Origin of the sequence: Paenibacillus lautus NBRC 15380 (genome assembly GCF_004000945.1) — a bacterium.
Lineage (GTDB): Bacteria > Bacillota > Bacilli > Paenibacillales > Paenibacillaceae > Paenibacillus_AQ > Paenibacillus_AQ lautus.
The window spans coordinates 11,349-36,862 of sequence record NZ_BIMF01000019.1 but is presented as its reverse complement, the minus strand read 5'-3'; the positions used below and the strand labels follow the sequence as shown (position 1 = coordinate 36,862).

General features: G+C 57.3%; 10 protein-coding genes and 1 pseudogene. All 11 read right to left on the bottom strand.

The genetic code is table 11. The features are described from left to right. Window positions 1-5 precede the first annotated feature (5 nt). The 11 genes and pseudogenes from PLA01S_RS25180 to PLA01S_RS25130 all read right to left on the bottom strand — a co-directional run bounded on the left by PLA01S_RS25180 (window position 6) and on the right by PLA01S_RS25130 (window position 25,153). Window positions 6-1,514: a pectate lyase gene (locus PLA01S_RS25180; RefSeq protein WP_164817514.1), complete on the bottom strand. Its 1,509-nt coding sequence runs from the start codon at window positions 1,512-1,514 to the stop codon at window positions 6-8. Continuing rightward, the gene (locus PLA01S_RS25175) at window positions 1,511-4,246 is read right to left on the bottom strand and encodes a hypothetical protein (protein WP_127594530.1); all 2,736 of its coding nucleotides are present in this window, start codon (window positions 4,244-4,246) and stop codon (window positions 1,511-1,513) included. Before PLA01S_RS25175 ends, PLA01S_RS25180 begins: the two co-directional genes overlap by 4 nt. Window positions 4,247-4,273: 27 nt before the next feature. After that, on the bottom strand, window positions 4,274-5,695 hold the full coding sequence (locus tag PLA01S_RS25170; protein WP_246059846.1) for a glycoside hydrolase family 28 protein: 1,422 nt from the start codon (window positions 5,693-5,695) through the stop codon (window positions 4,274-4,276). Next, window positions 5,692-7,518, bottom strand: coding sequence for a sialidase family protein (locus PLA01S_RS25165; RefSeq protein ID WP_127594528.1), 1,827 nt, complete (start codon window positions 7,516-7,518; stop codon window positions 5,692-5,694). The genes PLA01S_RS25170 and PLA01S_RS25165 overlap by 4 nt, the downstream gene beginning before the upstream one ends. Before the next feature lie 275 nt (window positions 7,519-7,793). Further along, window positions 7,794-8,900 (bottom strand): annotated as a pseudogene (locus PLA01S_RS25160) (glycoside hydrolase family 88/105 protein); the annotation flags it as partial. A gap of 13 nt (window positions 8,901-8,913) precedes the next feature. Further along, window positions 8,914-12,009, bottom strand: a complete 3,096-nt coding sequence (locus tag PLA01S_RS25155) for a family 78 glycoside hydrolase catalytic domain (RefSeq protein ID WP_127594526.1) — start codon at window positions 12,007-12,009, stop codon at window positions 8,914-8,916. 38 nt (window positions 12,010-12,047) lie between these two features. Further along, the gene (locus PLA01S_RS25150; protein WP_127594525.1) at window positions 12,048-14,297 is read right to left on the bottom strand and encodes a glycosyl hydrolase family 95 catalytic domain-containing protein; all 2,250 of its coding nucleotides are present in this window, start codon (window positions 14,295-14,297) and stop codon (window positions 12,048-12,050) included. Beyond that, window positions 14,294-17,407, bottom strand: coding sequence for a glycosyl hydrolase 2 galactose-binding domain-containing protein (locus tag PLA01S_RS25145; RefSeq protein WP_127594524.1), 3,114 nt, complete (start codon window positions 17,405-17,407; stop codon window positions 14,294-14,296). Before PLA01S_RS25145 ends, PLA01S_RS25150 begins: the two co-directional genes overlap by 4 nt. A gap of 47 nt (window positions 17,408-17,454) precedes the next feature. Continuing rightward, window positions 17,455-19,869, bottom strand: a complete 2,415-nt coding sequence (locus PLA01S_RS25140) for a glycoside hydrolase family 95 protein (RefSeq protein WP_246059844.1) — start codon at window positions 19,867-19,869, stop codon at window positions 17,455-17,457. Further along, complete coding sequence (locus PLA01S_RS25135; RefSeq protein ID WP_127594523.1) at window positions 19,869-21,914, bottom strand: beta-galactosidase; 2,046 nt, start codon at window positions 21,912-21,914, stop codon at window positions 19,869-19,871. The genes PLA01S_RS25140 and PLA01S_RS25135 overlap by 1 nt, the downstream gene beginning before the upstream one ends. Next, on the bottom strand, window positions 21,914-25,153 hold the full coding sequence (locus PLA01S_RS25130; RefSeq protein WP_127594522.1) for a glycoside hydrolase family 2 TIM barrel-domain containing protein: 3,240 nt from the start codon (window positions 25,151-25,153) through the stop codon (window positions 21,914-21,916). The genes PLA01S_RS25135 and PLA01S_RS25130 overlap by 1 nt, the downstream gene beginning before the upstream one ends. Window positions 25,154-25,514: the final 361 nt, after the last annotated feature.

Genomic DNA, 25,514 nt, shown 5'->3' with positions numbered 1-25,514 from the left:
CTCCGCTACTTCCACGTCAAGGGAACGTTTCCCGGTCTGTCCTGCAGCGCTTCCGCTAGATGAAGCAGCGCCAGCGGCAGCGGATCGTCGGTCAAAAGCCGTTCCTCCGAAACAAACGCGCCGTTATCGGCAACTTTCGTAAGCAATTGCTCTCCCGTCTGCCGGGCATAGGATAAAAATCTGCGGTCGTCCGTCGCCTTATACAGCTCCAACAAGCCGTACAGCAGACGGTAATCGGCGTTGTCCTCCCTCTGCTCCCAAGTGCGGACTCCGCCCCCGCTTGGTTGGCCGATATCTCCCGCGCCCATCCCATCGGCGATGGATTTCGCCATCTCCCATAGAAACGGATCGCGCGAATGCCGGTAGCCTGCCGCGTACATCCAGAAAAAATCCGGACCAGCGGGGATTGCGCCAAACACCCTCCCTTTCGGCCCGAAGTAGCCGTCGCGATCCAGCGACAGCCCTTCGATCGGGTATCCGTCGGTCAGCATCGGGACAAAGCTGTTGTCGGATCGGCGGTATGCGATTTTCCCCCAAGCCGCTATTTCCTCGCAGGCCCATCGGATGAAGCATTCCGCCGCTTCCCCCGCTTGTTCGCCGATCGCCAGCATGCAGCGCTGGACGACGGGCCGCGGCTTGAAGAGCGTCCCTTCATAGACGTCATGGCCTTCCGGAATAAGCGGCGCCAGCTGATACTGCGCCCGGTCGCCCTTTACCGCCGGGCCGTTGCACCAGGAGTTTGCGGATTGGCTGAATTGGTAGCCGCTGATCCCGATGCCGGGCTGTCTCGTTTCCACGTAACGGCGCGCCAGCCGTTTCGACCACGCCAGCGGCGCTTTCTCGCCCGACAGCTTCGCCAGCATCGCGGCAGCGTAATACAGATCGCTGCCGGCGTTTACGAACGTCAATCCGCGTCCCCAGAAGAATACGTCACCGCCCTTGTATTCATGCTCCCATAACCGTCCAGGCGGCGTTCCGTAAGGTCCGTGTCGGTTGAAATCCAGGCGCGACCAGTCCAGGATATGCGCATTCCACATCGCTTCGATATACCGTCTTGTTCCTTCCGGATCCGCCCGCCACATCAGCTCGTAATCCGGGTAATGAAATTTCAGCTCGTGCACCTTCGATTTGTCTCTGGCGTATTCGATCGATCTGTTCTCTACGTTGTAGGCGGTATGGCCTCCCCACAAGAGCAGGCCGCCGTCATCTGTCTGGCTATCCAGTAGAAAGCGGTTGACCGCGAGCGCGCGTTCTTCGTACGCCGGATCGCCCGTCAGCCGGGTAAGGCCGCATAGCAGCTTTTGCCAGCGCTGCTGGCTTGCGGGACTCGCGAGCAGCGCTTCGCGGTTCACATGATCCGGATCGTATGCGACCGGCGATAGCGTGCGCGAATCTAACGCGTTGACAAACAAGGGGGTTTCTCCGGCTTTGTCCGATGCGTGCTTCAGCAGCAGGCCGGCGTGCTTTGCTACTAGCCCGATCAGCCCGGCCGCCGCTTCCGAGTCGGTTTTCACTGGACCATCTCCACCTCCTTCATTTCGTACAGCCAATCGAGTAGCGTACGCTCTTCGTTTTGCGGATCGAAATCCCGGTCGGACAGGTTCTGATGCAGCTCAATGACGCCAAGAATCAGAAACGCCCCTTTGCCGAAACGAAGCGTATGCCGGCCGGCCTCGTAAGGCAAAGCATGGACATGGACCGAAGGATAGACGAACAGCCGTATGCCTCTGCGGATCACCGGATCCAATCCGAACGTATACTGGTCGACGGCAGCGACTCCCCCAGGCTTCATCCATTGGTCGTCTCTGGAATTGAAGCATCCTACCAGAATCAGGGAAGGCTCCTTCAGCTCCACGTCGAGCCGAATTTCTTCGTGCGCCGCCCGCAGCTGGCTGTACCTTATTCCCGTCAAGCCGTACAATTCCTCCGCGCAGCTTATAATCGGAATGTCGCCGTCGGTGAAGACGCGGGCGCCTTTCTCGATCCGGTACAGCTCGGCATCCTCGCTCAGCAGCGTAAAGCTTGCCTGACGATATCGCCGATGGGAAACGGACGGCGCCTGATTCAGGGACGCCGGCATTTTGCCAGCCCGCAGCTCTCCGATACGCTGTCGGAAAACGGCAAGCTCCCGTTCGAACAGGGGGAGACAGTCCCTCCAATGGTTGATGAATTCCCCCTCGCGGAACGGGATTTTGCGATGCGCCGTCTGCATGCCGTTTGCGAATCCGTAATGCTTCTCCGTCGTTTCCGTCAGCTTGCGGTATGCGGCTACGCTTTTGTCCAACCATTCCGCCGCCTCCTCCAGCAGCGACACCCTTTCGGCGTATTTTCCGAAGGCGGTATGCTTATACATGAACACGAGCAGCGCGGCTCTTACCTTGTACGTATACGTATTCGTCATCGCTTTGATCGCGTCAATATCGGCAGCAAGACGTTCGAACTCGGCTTTATTTTTTTGCACGGTCATCCTAGCCTGCTTTGCCGCTTTCGAAGCTTCTTCGGAAGCACGCTCCACTTCCTCCACGATATCGAGCGGCGTCTCGCCCAGATGAGGCATGCCCGCCAGTTGCTTCAACACGAACTCCTCCAGCCTCTCTCCTTGCGGAGCATGCGATTCCCACAGCTCGGACCATGGGACGTGCCGTTCCGGATTCGTCAGCTGACTCATCGTCATGCCGAGGCTCATCGTCTGGCGGTTGCCTTGCGTTATGCCAAAACGACGCAGCAGCTTGGGCGCGCAAGTCCCGATCGTTTCATAGGCGTGCAACAAATGCTCGGCCGACTGCCTGCTTCCGTACTTTTCCTCCAGTCGGGCTATCCAGTGGCTTTTCTCCGCCTTCCCGTCCCGGTCCGAATTCCATGCGTAACGGAGCCACGCTTCAAACCAGATCCAGTCGCGGTCCACCTGCTTGATCGGGTGCTCCGACCTGTCCGGCGAATAAGGCCAGCTCCAGTAGGACAGCGGGAAAATTTGCAGCGCCGAGGCTTTTAAGCGGTACCTCGCCGCCTGAACGCAGCGTTGAATAAAGGATGGAGCTCCCCAGCGGAACGGTTCCAGATTGGCATTCATATGCACGGTGACGAGATGTTTGCCATCGCGCTCTGCCAGCCGCCGATGCAGCCCTTGCGCTTCCCCCCTTGGCGTCCAGGTGGTGAGGGATTCCCCGTTGAATTTCATTTCGCTGTGAAGATTGGGATAAAGCGCGTCAGCCTCTTGCATCACCTTCTCGATGTCGATGGCGTGCGAGCGCACGACGACGGGCGGCGGCTCCGCGGCAGCCGACTGGCCGAAGCCTTCCATGATGCCGGGCAGAATCGTTTCGCACAGCCATTCCGCCCCGTACATTTGCCCCTTCAGCTTTTCGCCCAGACAGACCATCAAGCCGACCGAAGGGAAAGCGCGTACAAACGCGGTCAGCAAGCGGCGGAAATAATCGCTAGTCTCTGGCAAAGGCTTTAACTGCTTATAAGACAAACCGTGCTTGTCGGCAAAACCTTGCGGAATATGAATGCTGTAGAAGGCCAAAAAGCACTGTATCCCGCGCCTGTCCGCCTCTTCCGTCAGCCAATGCAGCAAGCTTGCATTCTCCTCCAGTTGATCCTTCGTCACCTCCCGCGCCTCCGGCTCGCCCGGCAGATCGATCAGCGAGGCGAACGGATTCGCGTTCCATAGGTAAAGGGAGTTGCCCCGGTGCTCGAGCAGCATGTCCAGGTAGTCGAGCCACATGACTCTGTCGTAAAACCAAGGAAAGCGGTCTGGCGTCAGAGGATATTCGAAGGGCTGCCGCCCTGGTTCCACGTGCTGCTTCTGCATGCCGATGGCGGGTCCGCGCCAGTCCAGGCGTGGCGTGTCCCCGAACGACAGCTCGCGCGGCAGTCCTCCTTCCTCGCGGATTCGGACCGCCAGCTCCTGGCATCCGTACAGCGCGCCGCTATCGTTCCCGCCGGAGACCACGACTAGCCGGCCCGGACATGATGCCAGATAGAAGCCTTCGCCGGTAGGCTCATCCGTATGATAGAGCAGCACATCGCGCGCCTCGAGCTCCGCGAGCAGCTCGGAGCCCGTGCGGCGCCCTACGTAAATTTTGCGGTTGCCCGTATCGCGGTAACGGTTCCATGCCCAACCGCCCGCCTTTTCCTCCACCATGTAATCGCAAGCCTCGAGCGCTTCTCTCAGCAGCCGCACGCCATGCAGCATACGGGGAGAAGCGTCCAAATCGTAGCCAATCGCAATCATTTCCAGCATGCGGCTTCCTCCCCTTCATCAGGTCTGTTAATCGGTTATGGTAACCGCCTCGGTATTGACCAACGTATAAGGCTCGCCGTTCTCCGGAAGCACTTTCGTCTGCCGGAACGTAATGTTCCGGGCATTCGTACAGGTCGCGCCGTTGCGGGCGGTTAGCTGCACCCGGTCGAAGACGATATTTTCAATCGGCATTTCCGGAAGCCCTTTGATGTGCAGCGCCGTATGCGCTCCGATGCACGTTGTGTCGCTGATATGGAAATCGCGGAATACCGGCGTTTCCTCCGTAACGGCCACCGGATCGTCCGTATTGTTTTTGCCTGAGTAATAAGAGCTGAATATGATGGCTTCCTTGGCGATATCCTTCATGAGGACACCTCGGATATAGATGCGTTCGACCGTTCCGCCGCGGCCTCTCGTGCTCTTGAAACGCAGACCTGCGTCCGTTCCGATAAACACGCAATCCGTTATGGCAATATTCCGGACATCGCCGGACATTTCGCTGCCGATGACGAAGCCGCCATGGCCGTGGAATACTTGGCAGTTCCGTATCGTGACATATTCGGTAGGGACTGCCAGCGCCCTGCCGTCGGCATCTTTGCCGGACTTGATGCAGATGGCGTCATCGCCCACGTCGAATACGGAATCGTATATGTTTGCATACCGGCAGGAGTCGAGATCTAGACCGTCGCCGTTCTGCGAATGCCACTGATTCCGGATCGAGACATTGCGGATGGTCACATGCTCGCACAGCCAAGGATGCACATTCCAAGCCGGCGAATTGCGGAAGGTAGGGCCATCAAACAGCACTTTGCGGCACCGGTCCAATTGCACTAGCGTCGGCCTTAAATGGTCGCGGGCCGGCTCGAACGCGGACGGATCCTGCACGTTCTGCGCAATTAAGCTCTTCACGAGCGCCGCGCTCTTAAGCGACTGCTCCGTTGGCCACCAGACTCCGCCTTCCTCATAACCGCCGGACTGGATCAATCGCTTCCACTGCCCCTCCGTCAGCTTCATTCGTTTCACCGGCCGCCAAGCCTCTCCCGAGCCGTCGAAAATACCCGTTCCCGTTATGGCGACATTTTCCAAATCCTCTCCATAAATGGCCGGCATGCATCTAACGGTGCGTAATCCTTCGTAGCTCGTACGGATCAACGGATAATCGTCGCGGTTCGCGCTGAAATGGACGAGGGCCCCCGCGTCGGCATGCAGCCGAATGCCGCTTTGCAGCCGAATCGGGCCGGTCAGCCATAGACCTGCAGGAATAAGGACCGTGCCTCCGCCCTGCGAGGCGCATGCTTCTATCGCTGCCGCGAACGCCTCCGTATTGTCGCTTAGTCCGTCTCCGATCGCGCCGAAATCGGCAATGTTAAACGTCCCGTCCGGAAATACCGGCAATTCCACTTCAGGCATGTCGAACGGCAATGCTTCGTTGCCTGCTTGTTTGGTCATCGCCACTTGTTCGTGCCTCCTTCAATCGTATGGATGTTAACGTTGTTTATATAGTAAGAAACGGCCTTCGCGGGTTCGTCCGCTTCCGGCAAATCCGCGGTCACAAGCGGCGTTTCCGCATGCGGCTCCCGGCGCATCGGTCCAGTGCGAAGCACGAGCTTTTCGAGCGTGTAAGCCGGCATGGAGAACTGGAAAGCCTTTGGAGCCGGCTCGCCGTCTACTTCGAATTCAAACCGCTGCCTATCCGTATCGAAGCGGACGGTCAGCTCGTACCACCGGTCCGGCTCGTAGCGCTGCAGCTCCTTCCAGGTGCCGGCTTGCAGTACTTGCAGCGTTCCGTCCGAATGAAAACGAATCCGTATAGGCGCCGCGCTCTTGGCATCGCATAGCTCGATATACAGCTGGCCGTCATTCGCCTGCTTCGCCAATATCCGGATTCGAAGCTCGCCTGCGGCGCATTCCTCGAACACGCGCTCCGCCTTCGCGTAATCGTAGGGATCCGCGTCGTTCAGCTCCAGGCTCCTGTCGCGCTCGGATGGAAACGCCGCGACGGAGAAGCTCGCCCATTGCGGGCTGTACACGTTCCAGTCCTGCACCCGATCTTCTGGCGACAGGTTGTCGAACGTATCGTTGACCGGCCCGCTGACCCGGTACTCAATCGGCACCGGAATTTCGCTGACCCAGATATCCTCCTTGTTCGCGCTGTAGGTCACCCACATGCTGCCGCCCGGCGGAGAACCGTCTGCCGCTTCGATGCCGCGGACATAGCTGTTGCCGTAATTTTTATGAAACCCGAAATAGCGCCTCGGCGGAACTTCCCCGTTTACGACGAGCAAATCGTCAAACGTTAACCCGTCATCGCCCGTCACGACCGCAAGCGGCCATCTGTGGTTGCCGATCGGCGAAGGATTGTATAGAAGCGCATATTTGGAATCCGAGGTGCGTTCTCCCCACACTTTTCCGCCTGCCATAATAAGGGATGGAGAGCGCGTCTGCTTGGACCATGTACGCCCTTCGTCCTCCGTTACCGCATGAACCGAATGCTTCCATAGCCCTGCGATCCGTCCGTCAGGCAGCCGGTAAGAGTTGAAGGCCGTTCCCCCTTCCACCGCGTAGAAGCCGTCCCGGCTGCGATCCTCTTCCCACCATTGAAGCGTGGTCACGCGGTCCGCCAGCAGCTCCTCGCAGGCTTCGCGAAAGCCTTCGTCTCCGGACTCCGTATACAGGGGATACTTTATGTTCTCCTCGGACCAGCCGGAATGACGGTTCAGCCGGACGAAATGGATCGGCCCGAAGCTGCCGTCCTCTCCGATCTCTCGCACGACGCGGCCAATGCCTTTTCCGTTGTTCGGACTCACGCTTGGCAGCGGGCAAAATCCGTAAAACGCCGACGCCAACAATCTGCCGTTCGAAGCGGCGAAAAAGCCCATCCGTTGATGCATGACGCTATACGTCCCCTCCGGAAGAATCTCGCCGTCCGGATAATGATGCTCTTGATCCAGCTGGTATGGAGGAAACAAGACGACGGGCGTCGACCAATGCCAGCCGTCCTTCGATGTCGTCAGCAGCGTCTGGCCTGGCGGCACATGCTCGTGAACGGGGCAGCTAAGATACTCCAAATAAAAGCAGCCTTTCCAGTAGGCCAGCATCGGAGCATGGTTGTAGGTCCAACCGCTGCCGTCCGACAACTCCGGATGCGAACGGTTTGCCCGGAACACTTGCTTGCTCCGAACACCAATCGCGGGGCGCAGCTGTCCGTGATGATAGTCCAGGTTGGCGGTCTCGCCGCCGACATATCGAATTTGGTTCTCCGGTTGATCCATTAGGCCCTCCATTTTAGTTAGGTTAACTACACTTTACACGGTTTTGGAACTATATTTATAGGCTAATCGCACCGTGTTTATAGGGGAAAAAGAATTTAGAAAAACGGCGGTGCAGGTGTCGGAAGAAGATCGTGTAATTAGCATGCCAAGTGTCTGCAGGTTGTTATGAAGATCGTCATTTCCGGCACGATAGACAGGTGGAATGGCACAATACGATGGGAAGTCTGAAAAAGCCGGGCCCGTAATGATAAGGCCCGGCTTACCTGTTCATGCTGTTATGATTGATTGTCCATCCGTTCGATTTCCGTGCTGGCGAGAATAAACGGAGCAACGCCCATCATCGCATCCTGTACAACCGGTTCGCTGAGGTAATATTCATAGGAACCGTCTCTGTACGGATCGCCTCCAAGTCCTGCGCCTGCGCAAATTTGCGTCAAGTGAACGCCGCCTTCGTCATCGAGCTCGATCAGGCGGTCCAACATTCCCTCATATCCCCGTTTAGCTGCCGAGGCAAAGCCTCTTGACAAGTAATTATGTCGCGCGCCTTTGGCCAGCGCATATATAAACATCCCCGAACCGGATGCTTCGAGATAATTGCCTTTCCGTCCACCTTGGTCAAGTATTTGATACCACAGACCGCTTTCCTTATCCTGCACCTTCACAAGCGCGCCAGCCATTCGTTCGAAAATGCCGCAGAGTTGTCCCCGCATTGCATGATCGCGAGGGAAATATTCCAGCGTATCGGCAAGCGCCATTGCGTACCAGCCCATTGCCCTGCTCCAGAAGTGAGGAGACTTGCCTGTCGACGGGTTAGCCCACGCTTGCTCGCAGGTTTCGTCCCAGCCGTGATACAACAGGCCGGAATTCCGGTCGCGGGTATGCCTCTCTACGGTAAGCAGCTGATGTGCCGTCACATCGAACCACTCCGGCCGATCGAAGACAAGCGCATATTCCGCCATAAACGGCGAGGCCATATACAGACCGTCCAGCCACATCTGGAACGGATATCTTTTCTTATGCCAAAAACCTCCGTCGCTCGTCCGAGGTTGCCCCTTTAATTGATCGGCCAGCAGGTTGATCGCTTTCTCGAAGCACGGATCGCCGGTTTGCCGAAGCATCAGATACAGCAGCTTGCCTTGGTTAATATTATCGAGGTTATAATCCTCCAGAACGTATCGTTCAATCGTGCCATCCGCGTGAATGTGCCGACTCATATTCAGCTTAATAAAGTCGAAGTATTTCGAATCACCGGTCAGCTCCCATACTCGTTCGAATGCTTTCAATGTCATGCCAGTGACATAAGCCCACTTTTTCTCAAGGCGAGGGTGGTATCCTTCCGGAGAGGCGTTTTGCAAAATGTAGTCAGCCGTTCTTACAGACCAAGCATGGGTCGGTTCATTTTGTCCTCCTTCCGTTCAAGTTAAGTGACCTGGTCGAACGAGAGGAAACCCGCTGAACTTCCTGAGATAGAACAGAAGTAAATGTATAGCTCCCGGCCTCTAGCTCATAGATCGCTCTGCCGTTCGTATAATCGGCAAACTTGATCCCTTCTGCCTTTTGAATCGTCCGTCCGCCCTCCAAGACAGGCTGTTCGCGATCCGCCGGCAGATAAAGCTTGGCCGTCGTATTGGCTGGAATCGTTACGGAGTATGTGAATTGTTCCCCGTTTAGCTCCCACTCGCTTCGAATCACCCCGCGAACAGAGTCATATGACCCTTTGACCCAAGTGATCTGTTTGTCTATGTCGATCTGAGGCTGCAGGATAATGTTCTTGAAGCCGGGTTGCGTTGAATCCGCGGCAATGCCGACCATATATTTATACATCCATTCCGCAATCGCGCCATAAGAGTAATGATTATATGAATTCATGCGTATATCGCCAAAACCGTCTTCAGCCGAATAGGAATTCCAACGTTCCCAAACCGTAGTGGCCCCATTTTTTACCGAATATAACCATGATGGCATGGCATCTTGCAGCAACAATTTATAGGCAAGCTCCGTCAGTCCCACATCGGACAAAACAGGTGCGATCACGTTTACGCCAAGGAATCCGACAGACAAGGTGTTCTCGGCATAAAGGACCCGCGAGCTGGTTGGATGCGCTGCTTTATACGCCTCGCTATTTTTGATGTTGTCGGCAAGCAAGTCGATCATTTGCTGCTTTTGGACTTCGTTTTCATAGAAGCCTAACTTCAAACACCATAGCAGCGCAGCTTGGCTATTGTCTTCCAAAATAATGTTCTCGACGCCTACTTGATCCGGGTCGACATCATATTCCAATGAAGCATAACCGCCTGAAGACAGGACCATTAACGCTCCATCTTTATCGATACGAAGATAGTTTTGAATAAAGACTTGTTTAATATGTTCGAACAATGTTTCGTATTTCTCCACGTCATCCTTGTTCCCGATTCCTTCAGCCATGCTCGCCATCAGCTTGGCATCATATGCGTAATAAGCATCGCTCATGAGCTGCCGGTCCGTTCCTTGGAAGTTCAACCAGTCCCCGATGCTTCCCGTCCCTCTATACGTTTCGCCTGTCTGTTCATAGATCCAATCCATATGACGGTTCATTGCCTCATAATTTTTGCTAATGATGGTTATATCCCCGGTCATCTGCCATACTGTCCACGGCACGACAATGCCCGCGTCAGCCCAACCGCCGTTGCCGGCAAATCCTCTGAAATTCGCATACCTTCCGCTTGGAGCCGTCGATGTAAACGCGCCGTTTCCATACGTATCTTGATTTTCCACGAGCATATCCATCCAATTCTCGAGAAAGAGGGCCGCATCCATATTATATAGAGCGGTATTGGCAAATAACTGCGTATCGCCCGACCAGCCTACGCGTTCGTTTCTTTGCGGACAATCGCTTGGAATCCACAAATAATTACCGCGTTGCCCCCACATAATGTTGCTATAAAGTTGATTGATATCCGGATGCGATGTTTTAATACTCCCCGTTTCCGGAAGGGCCGACATCGCTACCTTCCCCGTCAAACTTTTAATCAGCACGGATTCGCCCTCGACAATAGCGACTTCAACATATCTGAACCCATGATAGGTTAAGGTTGGTTGATAGGTTTCCTCCATCGCGGATCCTTTTAACGTGTAGTAATCCGATGCTTTCGCATTCCGCAAATTCGCGGTATATATCGAGCCAGCCGGACCGTCTGCGCCATTGCTGTGATCATTCAGTATTTCCGCATAACGAATGCTGATTTGAGTCCCTTTCCGACCCTGGACCGTAATCCTCGGAATGCCGACCATGTTTTGTCCCAAATCATAGATCGCAACATCGCCTGAAGCAATCGTTACGGCACTTCGCCGGGCAACCTCTAAGTCCGTAACGCTTCTTGCATGGTCGACTTTGATTTCTCCTCGGCTGGTTGCGCTAGCTTTATTGACAACATCGGTATATACGGTAATTCCTTGAGGGACACGGTCTAAACCATCGATAATCTGCACGGTGTGACCATGATACGATGTCACGTTTACATTCGGGAAGGTGCTTCGATAATCATGCTGCTTGACCTCGCGCCACTGTGAATCGTCAAAACCGGCTTCCGTCCAGCCTTCCTGTTCCATCGTGGCATCATACGATTCGCCGTCATAAATATCGTCGGCTCTCACTGGACCCGTATCGGTCGCCTTCCAGCCGGAATCGATATCCGTCACAATCGCTTGAGTCATTTGATCTTCATAAGTGATGAATAGCTTGCATAATAACCCCAGATCATTCCGTTCATCGTTATAATACACCGTTTGTTTCTCAGGGGACGGCGCCTTGGAAATTCGGCCATTCCACCACCCATTTCCTAGCGTGAATGCTAGCGTTGCCACATCATCTTTTATAAAAGGGGTAACATCATACGTCATGTAGTTAATGGTCTGATCGAAGTTCGTCCAGCCCGGAGGCATGAGCTCGTAGACGCAACTGCCATCCTCTTTGACAATCCCTAACTTATGCCCATTGATATAGGCATCGTATACGCCCAATGCCGAAATATACAGTCTGGCTTGCTTGATCGCCCCGTTCAACTTCGTTTCTTTTCTAAACATCGGCGCCCCGGAGCTTTTAGGCTGCTTGCCATCCATCGCGATCCACTTGGCTCCATCCCAACCCGTTATTCCGTCTGTTGACCGTAATCCGGTTTCAAAATACGCCTCCTCTTTTGCTTTAACCATGTGACCATTCTTATCCCAAACGATGATCGTCCAGTAATAGCGAGTCGTTGGCTGCAAGGTTTTGCCCATATAGGCGATCGCTACCGATTCATTGGACTCGACTTTACCGCTATTCCACAAATCGGCAGTGTCTTCCGCCAATTTCTCCGGCATGGTTGCTGCTAGAATCTGATAAGCAGTCTGCTTCTGTCCCCGTTCGGCGGAATTCATCATCCAACTAAAACGCGGCGCCTCTACATCAATGCCGATTGGATTGCTCCTATGTTCCACTCTTAGATTTGTAATCGATACCTGGTTGCTCAAATCCAGTTCCTCCCGCTATGTTTATCTTGCGCGCTTCGTTATGAAGATTGAGTGACCAAATGGACTCCCGACTCGAGCGTGACGCATTCGCCCGAGCGGAGCTTAAGGCTAATGATCGCCTCTTCCGTCCCGACCACCGCCCCGTCCTTCCGGATCAACGCCCTTCCTTCGAATGGATTGACGAGACGGATCGTTTCATCGCGTTCGCTGTACACGGTAACATGCTTTACCTTTCCGCCTTCTTTGCTTCCCGACAGCAGAAACGCTCCCTCCGCCCGGATGCCCGCGAACGAGGCGTCTTTGAATCGCCGGGACAGCCCCGTGAATACCCGGACGGTTCCTCTGACGCATTGCACGTACATTTCCAATACCGCCGCCGCCGCGGCGATCGATGCTTCTGCCTGCATGGTATCGCCTCCTGTAAACTGGCAGAAGCCTTCATAGTTGGCGTTATGCCTGGTCGCGTAGCTCGGCATCATGAACACCTCCCTCAGCAGGTGTAGAGAAAGCAGCGCCATATCCGCACGGCCCATCCGGTTGTGCAAGATCGAAGCCCAAGGCATCGACCAGCCGGCCCATCGCCCCATGCCTTTGTCGATCCATGACTTATAAGCGTTCGAGACAGCCTCTTTCTGCGCAGGATCGTCCATTTGGATGGTGTCGAAGGGAAAGATGCCGGCCAAATGAGAATGATGGCGATGCGATTCGGAGAGCGGCTGTCCTTCCCACAGATACAGCTCAAGCCCGGGCTTCGTGCCGAACTCTTGGAATTGCCGCGGTCCGGCCGTGTAAGGCGGCAGCTTCTCGCGGATGTCGGCTGCCATGGCCGCGGCATCCGGATCGATTCCGTACTTTTCGTCGAGCTCCAACAGCTTTTCGCATAAGAAATGGACATTGACAAGAAAGAAGGTCGAATTCCGGCCGAGTCCGGCTTGCGACGAGCCGCCGAATTCCGGCGAAACGGTTACCGGAAGCGAATAGCGATCCCCTTCGGTCTCCATCATTTCCCTGAATACGCGAAGAGCCTTGCTCATGAATGGAATCACTTCATCCAGCAAGTATGCCTCGTCTCCGGCATACCGGGCATACTGCCACATCATCTGGGCGACCCACGAGGTGTTCGCCTGATCGATCGTCCCTGTCCACATGCCGCCGACCGGACGGCCGCGGTCGTCCACCGAATGGCCAAGCATATATCCGTCATCGATGCCGACGAAACGTTTGGCGTTCAGCGCCAGCGTCGGCTTCCAGCCATCGATCATGGAGAAAAGCGGCTTCAGGCTGTCCAGTAAATTGGAACCGTATGCCGGCCATAAGCACTGTTGGACGTTAATATTGAAGTGGTAATCGCAGCTCCATGGCGGATTCCGGTACTCCTCCGCCCAAGGGCCTTGCAGCGTCGGCGCGATCCTGCCCGGCATGGAATTGCCTAACATCCGGTAGATGCCCAAGTAATACATCCGTTCAATCTCGGCGTCGGGCAAGGAGATATCCGCCGCCTGCCGCCATAATGCCAGCCAACGCTCTCTGGTTTCTCTTGTTGCGGCGGCATACCCTCCGTCTGAGGGGGAAACCGAATCCAGCAGCGCGCTTGCCGCTTGTCTTGCCTGCTCCGAATCTACACCGTACTCCGCGGCGATCGCGAACGTCCCCCCGCGCAGCCTCATCCTTACGGCGCATGCCGGATCCTCCGGCAGCTCCTGCACCCAGCCATCTTCTATTGCCGCGGGAGCCGGAATCCCGAAGTCGTCGAAGTACGCCTTCGTCTTCTCGAAAGAGTAAGACGGCACGGGCGTTATGCTTTCGAACAGTTCTTCGCCGCCCGAGAGCAACAGCATCGGCTTATCGATCACAACGGCAAGTTCGATAACATGCTCGCGTTCGCCACGACGGCAAACCAGCCGGGCTTCACCTTCGTTCATATGCAGGTTAGCCGAAACCAATCGCACATCCGGCTTCAGCCTCGCTTCGATCCGTCCCATCGCCAGCCGCGTCGGCCGTTTCTCCTTGCCGTTCATCAGCGTAGTCGGAAAGAGCTCCCGCGCGCCTTTGAAATCGCCGCTCTCCAGCAGCGATTTCAAATGGCCGTACGTACAATCGTCCCGCCAGATCGTACCGCCGCGATGATCCCAATAATCGGCCCGATTAATCGTCAGCATAACGGTCTGGTGCTGGAACCAGATTAGCGCGCCAAACACGCCGTTCGACAACGGAATCCCGTCATGACAATATCCGGTGTCCAATGTCCACGGCACTTCATAGGACGGACTTATCTCAGTGGCTTTCATAATCCTCCGCCTCCTTCTCGAATCGCTAAGTCTCCTCTTCCTTGCCCGCAGCCGACAATCAGCTCTTGCAGGAGCAGGTCAAGCGGCGGGTTGCAGCCCAGCCGTCCTTCGAGGCGAAGTCCCACAAAGATCAACTCGCCGCGCCCGTGCCGGACCGAGCCGACGACAGGCACCCTGCGTTTGCGAGCTCCGCCCGACGGGGTCCCGCCTTTCGGTTTCGCGTACGCATAAAGCAGCGGCGACATAGACTCCGAGTGCCAGCCGCATCCGGTCAGAGCGTCTATCCGGTCCAAGGTTTGGTTATAAAAGAATTGGAAATCGGAAGCCCCGAATTGCTCGAGCCTATTATTCGCTTCGTCGAAGGCCAGCGTATACAGGCTGCCCGTTTTCTCCTGCCGCACGGCGATATCTCCGATTTGCCATTCGCTTTCTCCTCCCTCGTCCGGGACGATGATCGCTCTTGCCCCCGCTTCGATCCTTCCCGCGATCTCGGTTTCGTGGAGACGGAATGCCTCCGCGGAAGACAAGAAGATCACGTCGAAAGGGAGGCCGGCTTCATAAGTCCGGCAAGGCAAGCCCATCGCGGCGAGCAGCGCTTCCGCTGCGGTTCCGATCGCTGCCGCATTTACCGCGGCTGTAGGTTCGCCATCTACGAGCGTAACGTTGTTCGGGAATACCTCGATATCGAACCGTTCGCTGTTGATCAGTTCTCCGGCACGATTATAGGCGGATATGTCCGCTTGAAGCGTGCGGCGTCTATCGACCGCCGGCATGACAAACGGCACGGAGCCGACATAAGCGGAATCGGCGCCGCCGATGTCGGCTTCCAGCTCGAAGGAAGCATAATCCTCGGTCTCGCTCCGAAGCGTCGCGACTAGCTTCATGCCTTGATAATCATCGGGCGTATCATTAAGCAGCCAGGCTTCCAGCTCGAGAAGTTCGCCTGCATATGCGCGCCATCGGTCGCTCCGCCAATGTACCCGCAGCGGCTCCAGAGCGTCTTTGTAAGCAAAATAGGCCGGCTTCGGCACCCGGTCGGCTCCGACAAGCGATTTCATCCACCCCGACGGCCAAGCGTCGATGAGCAGATGGATGGCTGACTGCACGATCAGATCGGCGCGCCGGCGGATCGCGTCGGTCATCAGCCTTGTGACGAATGCCTGGTATCGCTGGCTCCGCTCGATCCAGTCTCCGATGCGGTCGGCTTCCGGATACCAATCGCCATGATGCGAATACGTCTGGCTGTCGACGATCGCGTCCGGCATCCAAGGGTCGTCCGGGTTCTCCGGCAGCCATTCAAGCGGATAGCGCTTGTGCATGAGGGCAAGATGATCAAGCGCCTCCGAGCCGTATTCCCCGCATCCGGTCTTCCAATCCTTCTTGAGCGGCGGAAGCCCGCCCTTGTACAGCTCTCCGAACGAGATCATATGATTCGTATACCACATCGTATAGCAGTGATAATCGGAGAGCCCCGTTTCCGTCGGCGGATCATAATCGCCTTCCGCGTTTTTTACGACGCGGTCCGGATTCTCGATATAAATGGCATGCCTTGCCGATGCGAAGAACGCTTCCATTTCGTCCCGGTACAGATGCCGATGTCCTTTGCCCCGCTTGGCGGGACGGGATGGCTCGTTGATCAGCGATACCATAATGACGCTCGGATGGCTGCGTACGAGCCGCTCCATCTCTGCAGATTGCCTCACTGCCTCGCAGAACTTGTTTCGACGGATAAAACCGAACGCCGGCAAATCGCATTGGTTCATCATGCCGAGACGGTCCATGTAATCGTAAATTTCTTCTTGCACCGGTCGTTGCGTGATCCGATAAAAGTTCAGATTGGCCAGCTTCGCAATCAAAATATCGTCAATGAGCTGCCCTTCGTCGCCTTGCATGACGCATTGCTGGAGATGCCCCATCTCGTTCGCGCCCCGCAGCAGAATCGGCCGTCCGTTCAAATACAGCGTCCCTTTCGGCGTCGCCGCTTCGTCCATCCTGAAGGATCTCATGCCGAAGCAACGGTCTTTGGCATCCTGCAGCTCCCCTTCGCGGTCCAGACTCGCCCTAAGCCGGTATACCCGCGGCGCGTCCGGTTCCCAGCTGCGGAATGCCGGGAAGGCGATTTTATAACGGTAATTGTTCATGCCCGGACCCGCATAAGCAATCGGGAAGCGAATGCCGGAGAGCCCTTCTCCCTCGAAATTGTCCGCAAAAACGTCGACCGTCAGCTCGGCTCCTTCGATGAGACCCGCCGTCATGTTCATGACGTCGATCCACGCCTCAAACGATCCGTCCTCGGGATTGGGTCTAATAAAGATGTCGTCTACGAACAGCTCCGCCCGTTCCTCCAGAATCACATGGTTATAAATGCCCGCGCCGGGCGGGCAATGATGCCAGCCGTACACCGGCTCGTCCCAGCCCGGACCCGTGGCGGCGTACATCTTGTCTCCATCGAGCCGCGTGCCGCCGACGCCCATCATCGGATAATCGTTTTTCACTTCGACAACGAGCACGTTGGTCTCCTCAAGCAAAGAAGTGATGTCGAACTCGAAGGGAGCAAACAATCCTTCATGCCGACCAACGCATTTGCCGTTCACGTAAACGGCCGCTTCATAATCGACAGCCTTGAAGACAAGAAACGTTCTCCTTCCTGCTTGCGGCTTCGGATAGCCGAATGTCGTCCGATAATAGCCGGTCCAGCGTCCCTTCTCCTTCGTCGGCCCGCGGAAGTCGGGGATCGAGACCTGTTCCCACTCGCCTTCGCCCCGCAGCACGCGAGCGAATTCCCCGCTTCCTCCCTCCTCGTAACGGAAATCGAAGCTGGTCAGCTTCCCGTTGGGACGGGTATAGGCTGGTGGCGGCGATAGCTGCCTTAGATAGGGGCGATATCGCTCGCGAAGCTCGGCCAATTCCTGCCCGAATCGGCTCAGCCGTTCCTCGAAGCTCGGCTCGATCATTCGCTCGGCAGTAGTCTCCCCCCTCCCGAACAACCTCTTCGTCCATTCGCGCGGCCGGATTTCGGTCATGCCTTCCTTTGCAAGCGGATGCTCGCAAAGCGCGATTTCCGCGAAAGGATCCACCGTCTGTGAACGATTCACCTGCGTTGATTTCAATGAAATGCCTCCTTCTCCAAGAAAGAATGATAGTCTCTGGCGCCTGTCTAGCACCGCGTAATCGTATAGGTTACGCCCGGCTCCGTTCGAAACTCCACGACGCAAGGAGCGATCTCGCGAACCTCGACCGCTTCCGTTCCGGCGGTTACCTGCACATTGCCATCGGTTCGAATTCGGCAGTGCTCGCCATTTGCCGATGCAATGACGGCTTCGCTAAGGGCGCGATCCGTCCATGCCAGCGATACCGTAAAGCCGCCGCGCGCCCGCAATCCGGATACGCGGCCTCCCTTCCACGCCTCCGGCAGCGCGGGCAGCAGGTTGAGCTCGCCGGCATGGCTCTGCAGCAGCATCTCGGCAATCCCCGCCGTCGCCCCGAGATTGGCTTCGATCGTAAGCGGATAAAAGGTCAGCTTCGGATGCCGGTGGGCGTTGAACAAATTGTCAAACGGATTTTTAAGCAATTTGGTCAAATAACGATGCGCCATCTCGCCGTCATCCAGCCTCGCGAACAGGCTGATCAACCAGGCGAAGCACCAGCCCACCGCGTCTTCCCCTTCGTGCTGCAGCCGAAGGTCGATCGATACCCGGCAAGCGTTAGCAAGCTCGGGGGTGCGTCGATGGTCGAGCTCGCCGCCCGGATGCAGCGGATAGAGATGGGCCATATGCCGGTGCCCGGGCTCCGCTTCTTCGAAATCCGAGAACCACTCTTGCAGTTGTCCGCGGCGGCCGATCTGGAATGGGCGAAGGCGCGCCCTTGCAGCGGCCAGTTCAAGGCGCAGCTCCCGATCGATCCCCAGGTGGTCGGACGCTTCCATGCAGTTTCCAAAGAGCTCGCGGAGCAAGGCAATATCCATCGTGGCGTCCATGCTGACGGCCGCTTTACGTCCGTCCGGCAAGGCGAATGTATTCTCCGGCGAGGTGGACGGATTGGAAACCAAGTAGCCGTCCGCATCCTCGACGAGGTAGTCCAGGAAAAACAACGCGGCTTCTTTCATGATCGGATAGCCGACCTGGCTCAGAAACGTCCGGTCTCCCCCGAACCTGTAATGCTCCCATACATGCTGGCTGAGCCAAGCTCCCCCCATCGGCCAGTACGCCCAGCTTGCGGGGCCGCCCGACGGGCCGCCGGACGGCGTCGTGATTCGCCAAAGGTCAACGGCATGATGGCTGACCCAGCCTCTTGCCTTATAATGGGCAGACGCCGTTTCCCTGCCGGCAATCCGCAAGTCCTCCAATAGACTGAAGAGCGGCTCGTGACATTCCGCAAGATTGCATACCTCGGCTGGCCAATAATTCATTTGCGTATTAATGTTGACCGTATAGTTGCACGACCACGGCGGTCTCATCGACTGATTCCAGATCCCTTGCAAGTTCGCCGCTTGCGTTCCCGGCCGGGACGACGATAGAAGCAAATACCTTCCAAATTGGAAAAATAGAACGGCTAGCTGCTCGTCTGTCTTGTCTTCGCGAAGCGCCCGAATTCGTTCGTCGGTCGGCAGATGCTGCAGACCGGGGGCATCAAGCTCAAGCTCCACCCGTCCGTATAGCGCCCTGTAATCCTGGACGTGCCGGTCCAGCAGCTCGCCGTAGGAAAGCTTGGCAGCCGCATCCAGGCAGGAGCGGCATAGCTCGGCGGGGTTTCGGCCCTCCAGGACGGGATTCTTGTCGAACCCATTGAAGCTGGTCGACGCCGCCAGGAGGAAGGTTACGGCGTCCGCGCCTTCGATCCGGATCCGTCCTTCCCCGTCCTCCGTCGTCGCTCCGCCTTCCGGCAGGGCGAGCAGCTGCGCCTCGAAGCGGATGCCCCGTCCTTCCTCATAGATGACCGGATCGTCGCTCCGGGCATGAAGCGGCTCCACATGCGACGGGCTTCGTCCCTTCATCGCAAGCTTATCGGCGGAGACCCGGAGCGCCTGATGCCGCAGCTGGCTGTCAAGCGATGCACGAACGGCTATCCGGCCGGGCTGATCGGCGGTAAAACGCACGACCATGACCTGATCGACCGCGGAAACGAACGTTTCGCGCACATACCGAACCCCGTTCAATGTAAACCGCGTCCGGCAGACCGCATCGTTCAGGTCAAGCTCGCGCCTGTAATGTTCCGCTTTGCCGGTCTCCTCCAGCTCGAGATACAAGTCGCCTAGCGGCTGATAGGACTCGGACCACGGCCCCAGCATATGCTCTTCGATCGTCCGCTGGGCTTCCGGGTATTTTCCTTCGAATACGAGCTTCTGTACCGTCTCCAAATAGGCTGCCGCCTCCCGGTTATTCGGATCGTACGGATGTCCCGACCATAACGTATCCTCGTTTAGCGAGATGCGTTCCCGAAAAATCCCGCCGTACACCATGCCTCCCAGCCGGCCGTTTCCTACGGCGAGCGCGTCCACCCATTCCGCTGCAGGATTGCGATACCACAGCATTCCTTCGTATGTTCCCAAACCGTCAACCGCCTTCATTCCCATCACTCCGTTCGCTCTTCCAGAATCCAGACGCCGTGGGCGGGAAGCGAGACTTCCCCGCTCACGTCCGAGCCACCGAGCAGCTCGCGCAGCGGCGCCGGGCCAACATTGACCTTCGCCGGCTGGTCATTATGGTTTAGCAGAAACAAGTACCTTTTGCCGTCCTTCGCCCTGGCGCTCGCTTCCACGCCGGGAGGCGTCGCGGCAACCGGAACGATATTGTTCCTGGTCGTCAGCTCGGAGAACAGATCGCTCAAAAACCGTTCTTCCGGATCGGACGATATGTACCAGGCTTCGCCCTTGCCGAATGTATTGCGCGTAATCGCGGGCATCCCTGCGTAGAAATCCGCGCCATAAACGGCGACGGTTTCCGCGCCCTCCGTATGCAGACGCTCGCATATTAATGAGCAGCTATACGTGACAGCCGGCAGGCTGGCTTTTCCTTGCATGACGAGAAAATTCGACTGGCCCGGAAACAGCGGATCGATTTCTTCCACCCAGATGCCGAGCAGCTTCCGAAGCTCGCCGGGATAACCGCCGAGCGTCACCAGATCGGTTTCCTGCACGATGCCGCTGAAGAACGTCGTCACGAACGTGCCGCCGCTAGCCGCATACGTCTCCAGTTTCTCGGCGAAGCCCGGTTTGACCATGTACAGCACGGGCGCAACGACCAGCGCGTATTCGTCAAGCCTTGTCTCCGTGCCGATCATATCGACTTGCACGTTAAGACTGTAGAAGGCATCGTAATAGCGCTGAATCTGCTGCAAATATTTGAGCCGCGTCGTTGGCCCGCTGGAATGCTCGAGCGCCCACCAATTGTCCCAATCGAACACGATGGCAACCTTCGAAGCCGTTCTCGCTCCGATCAGCGCATCGCCCAATCGCTGCAGCTCTTGTCCGAGCTCGGCGCATTCTTGGAAGACGCGCGTATGCTCATGGCCGGCATGGTCGATAACGGCCCCGTGAAACTTCTCGAAGGCGCCCGCGGATCGTCTGAGCTGGAAAAACATTACCGCTTCCGCGCCGCGCGCGACCGCCTGGTAGCTCCACAGCCGCATGACGCCGGGCCGCTTAAGCGGATTGACTTCCCTCCAGTTCAATTGGCTGGGGCTCTGTTCCATCAGCAGGAACGGCTTGCCTTGTTTCAGCCCCCGCATCAGATCGTGCCGCATCGCAATTTGGCTCATCGGCGTGCCGCTCTCCGGATAGCTGTCCAGCGCGACGACATCCAGCTCCTTGGCCCATTTGAAATAATCTAGCGGCTTATAGGTGCCGTTGCTCTGGAAATTGGTCGTCACGACCGCATCCGGCATGACGGCTTTAATCGCGTCGCGCTCCAATTGGTAGCAGGCCAGAAAGCTGTCGGAGTTGAAACGGTCGTAATCGATCGACATGGCCGGGAAAGCCGTCGCTTCATGGCCGAACGCGCTGAAATGCTCGCTCTGCTGGCTCGGCAGCACGATCTCCTCCCAGTCGTAAAACGTATGGCCCCAGAACGAGGTGTACCAAGCGTTGTTAAGCGCATCGAGTGTTCCATAGCGCTCCCGCAGCCAGACTCGAAACGCCTGCTCGCAGTTGTCGCAATAGCACCGCCAGCCCATCTCGTTGTTGACATGCCACAGCAGCAAAGCCGGGTGATCCTTGTACCGTTCCGCCAACCTCCGCGCCATCCGCTCCGAATAGAGGCGGAAGGTTGGGCTGTTCGGGCAGGAATTATGACGCCGTCCGTACTTTTTCTTGCGGCCCTGCGAGTCCACGGTCAGCACGTCCGGATACGCGCGCGCCATCCAGGCGGGATGGGCCGCGGTGCCGGTCCCGAGGCAGGCGCGGACCCCGTTCGCGTGCAGCATATCGAGGACGTCGTCCAGCCATTCGAAGCGGTACGTCTCCTCGTCCGGCTGATTGCGCGCCCAGGAAAAGACGTTGACGGTGGCGATGTCGATTCCGGCGAGCTTGAACAGCCGCATGTCCTCTTCCCACACGCCGCGAGGCCATTGCTCCGGGTTGTAGTCCCCGCCGTACAGTATCTTATTAGGCAAACCGTTCATTACACTCGCTCCTTCTCCTTTGTTTCCCACTCGATCCGCTCCGGCAATCGCAGCCTAGCGCCGTTGTCCCGCTCCGGACCCGCAACGATCGGCTTCAATCGAATCGTGAACGAGACCGGCTCTGCCGGGATCAAATAATCCGGCAGGGTCGGCGCATAGCCGCAGCTGTGATTGCCGAGCCCCGACTGGCGCCAGTCGACGCTGACTTCCGTCGCGCCGAGAAGCTTCAAATCCGAATGATGCCGGGCGGCGCCCAAAGCTTCGGTCGAATACGGCCGTGCGCCGAACTGGCCGAGCGGGGCATCCGTCCCCGTAACCAATAGCCCGGCTCCGCCAGCATCGGTCAGGCTCGCCCAGCGGACATCGGCCTTGCTGCCGTTCTCCTGGGGTTTAATGTACGGCACAACCTGTTCGCAGACGGTTCCTTCGTACAAGCCCAGCTTGCCGCTTTCCTTGCGGTCCGCATAACATTCGTGAGGACCGAGGCCAAGCCAGGACATATGCCCGAACCGTGATGGCATCACGAACCGGAGTCCAACCCTGGGCAGCGGCGGAAGCCCTTCCTTGAGCGGTTCGAGCCTCGTTTCGACCGTCACGTCGCCGCTGCCGAAGACGGTGTAGAGCTGAACGGCCGCGAACGCCGGCCGTAAGCCGTTCACCCCAAGGACCGTCTCCGTCCGCACCTGGACGGCTCGCCCGCCAGCGGCATGGCGGGCTTCCATCGTTCTGACGTGGGTCTCCAGCTCATGATAGCCGGCCTCCCGCCACTTTTTCGCCAGATGAACGTCGTTGTCGACCGGCGCCCTCCACAGCTGGATGCGGGGCCCCGACTCCAGCAGGGGCATGCCGTCATGCTCCCAACGGTCCAGCGCGCCGGTTACTTTGTCGAACGTTAACGAAAACCCTGCTCCGCTTGCCTTGACGTACCGGCTTCCATCCTCTAAGACGACGGCGCTCATCGCCGATTGCGATACAGGCTGCAAGGAAGCTCCTGTTGCCGCCGATGAAGTCAAAGGAATATCCGCCCACGCCACTTCATGCCCGGCAGGCGCCCAGCATGTCTCCTCGCGGAGCGTGAAGCTCAGATGAAACCAATATTCTCCGCCGCCGCTTCGCTCCTGCTCCTGATTCAGCTCCGGATTCGTCCGGTAAGGAACAGCGACGAACGCTTCTTCTCCCGCGGCAATCGCAAGCGGCTGCAGCTCTCCTTCCTCTACCGCCACTCCCTCCCGGTAAACGATCCATTTGACCGCCAAATGCTCCAGCGTGACAACATCGTACCGGTTGCGGATCCGAAGCAGACGATCCGTATCGGTCGGCAGCACATTGACCGGCTCGATGGCCTTCTTGAACTCCAGAAGCGCCGGCTTGACGGTACGGTCTGGAAACAACAAGCCGTCGACGCAGAAGTGGCCGCTGTTGGGGCTGTCGCCAAAGTCGCCTCCGTAGGCGTATTCGAAGCCGCCGCCCGGCTTCCACCGGAGCAAGGACAGATCCGCCCATTCCCAGATCAAGCCTCCGCACAGACGCGGATAACGGAAAACCGCATCCCAATACTCCTTCTGGTTGCCGAGCGCGTTGCCCATCGCATGCCCGAATTCAACCATCAGATAGGGCCGGGTCTCGTCCGATTTCTCGCCTTCCGCAATCAACATATCCACGGAAGGGTACATGCTGCTCACAATGTCTACGACGAGTGCATCGTAAGCCCGCTCGTAATGGACCGGCCGCGTCGGATCGTTCTCCCGTACCCAAGCCGCCATCGCATCGTGATTCGCTCCGTAGCCCGATTCGTTGCCGAGCGACCAGATGATGACGGACGGGTGGTTTTTGTTCCTCTCGACAAGCCGGACGATCCGGTCCATGAACGCCTCCTTCCATGCCGGGTCGTTCGCCAGCCGGCTTTCGTAGGCCGTTTTCTCGTCGGGATTGTCGATCCAGCGGCTGATTTCGCCAAGAAAGACGCAGCCGTGCGTCTCCAAGTCCGCTTCGTCGACGACGAACAGGCCGTAGCGGTCGCACAGGTCGAGCCAGCGCTCGTCGTTCGGATAATGCGAGCATCGCACCGTATTGATGTTGTGGCGCTTCATCAGCTCGATGTCCTCGATCATCGCTTCCATCGTCATGACGCGGCCGAGCTCGGGATCGAATTCGTTCCGGTTCACCCCGCGGATGATGACCGGCCTGCCGTTGACCAGGAGCCGTCCGTCCCGCACCCGGATATCCCGGAAGCCGACCGCGTACCGGTATACCTCCTCCGCTTGTCCTTCCGCGCCGGATAAGGTGACGAGCAGCGTATAAAGATTCGGCTCTTCCGCCGACCACAGCTTGGGAGCGCTAACAGGAAGCTCTACGGCGATGTCTGCTTCCGGTGAGCTCCCGATCTGGCAGGGAACGCCGGCAACGCTGGCCGTGACCGTCGATTCGTGGTCATCCAGCAGCTCGGCCCTGATCTGATAGCCCTCCCCATTGCTGCCGGAAGACGCCGCAAGTCTTAAGCCAAGCTCGAGCACGCCGCTGTCGTACGACTCGGACAGCCGTGTCCGGATACGGGCGTCGCGCAGACGGACCGCCGACGGCGAGCTCAGCAGGTAAACTTCGCGGAATATGCCGCTTAGCCGCCATTTGTCCTGATCCTCCAAGTAACTGCCGGTCGACCATTGGTAGACGCGAACGGCTAGCTTGTTGACGCCTGGGCGGATCAAGTCCGTCACCTTGAACGTCATCCGGTTATGGCTGCCTTGACCGAAGCCCGCTTCCTCGCCGTTGACCCACACGTGAAAGGAGGAGTCTACGCCTTCAAATACAAGAAAAACGTCGCCGCCCGCCCTTTGCTCCGGCAGCTCGAACGTTCGCAGGTAAGAGCCTGTCGGGTTCTGCTTCGGTATGAATGGCGGATCGACCGGAAACGGATATTTGCTGCTGCTGTACAACGGCGTTCCATAGCCGAGAAGCTGCCAGTTCGACGGCACCGGAATGGCGTCCCAATCCTCACCCTCGAACGATTCGTCATAGAACCGCTCCGGCGCATCCTGGGGGCATGCCGCGTAATGGAACTTCCATTCGCCGTTAAGCATTTGGACGTACGAGGAGGCGTTCTTGTCACAGGTTGCGGCTGCCGCCAGCGCCGTCTCCCTATCTTGATAAGGAATGCCCCGCGCATCCGCCGGCTCGGCATGGATCTGCAAAACGTCCGGGTTCTCATAATCCGGCGACTCCTGATTGAATCGCAATCTCATGTCTCTACAGCTCCTTGACTTCTAATTTCGTGGCATCTATCGCTGCGTGAAAGAGATAGGCGCCCGGATCCGTGCTATAAACCGCATATCCAACTGTTGGCCGACCGTAATAATCGGCTCGGGATACTTCGTCCAATGCAGAAGATCGTCCGAAAAGGCAATGCCCTCCCCGTTACTTTATGACAGCCTTTTGCGGGTAAAATGCTTCTGTTGTTTGAAGACCACTTTACACGGTTTCAAGACTTCGTTTATAGGCTAATTCAACCGTGTTTATAGGGGGTTTTCACGAAGGTGAAATGGCCGATGCTATCCACGTCTACGCAGCGACTAGACCGCCGAAATCTATGATCATAATGCGCCA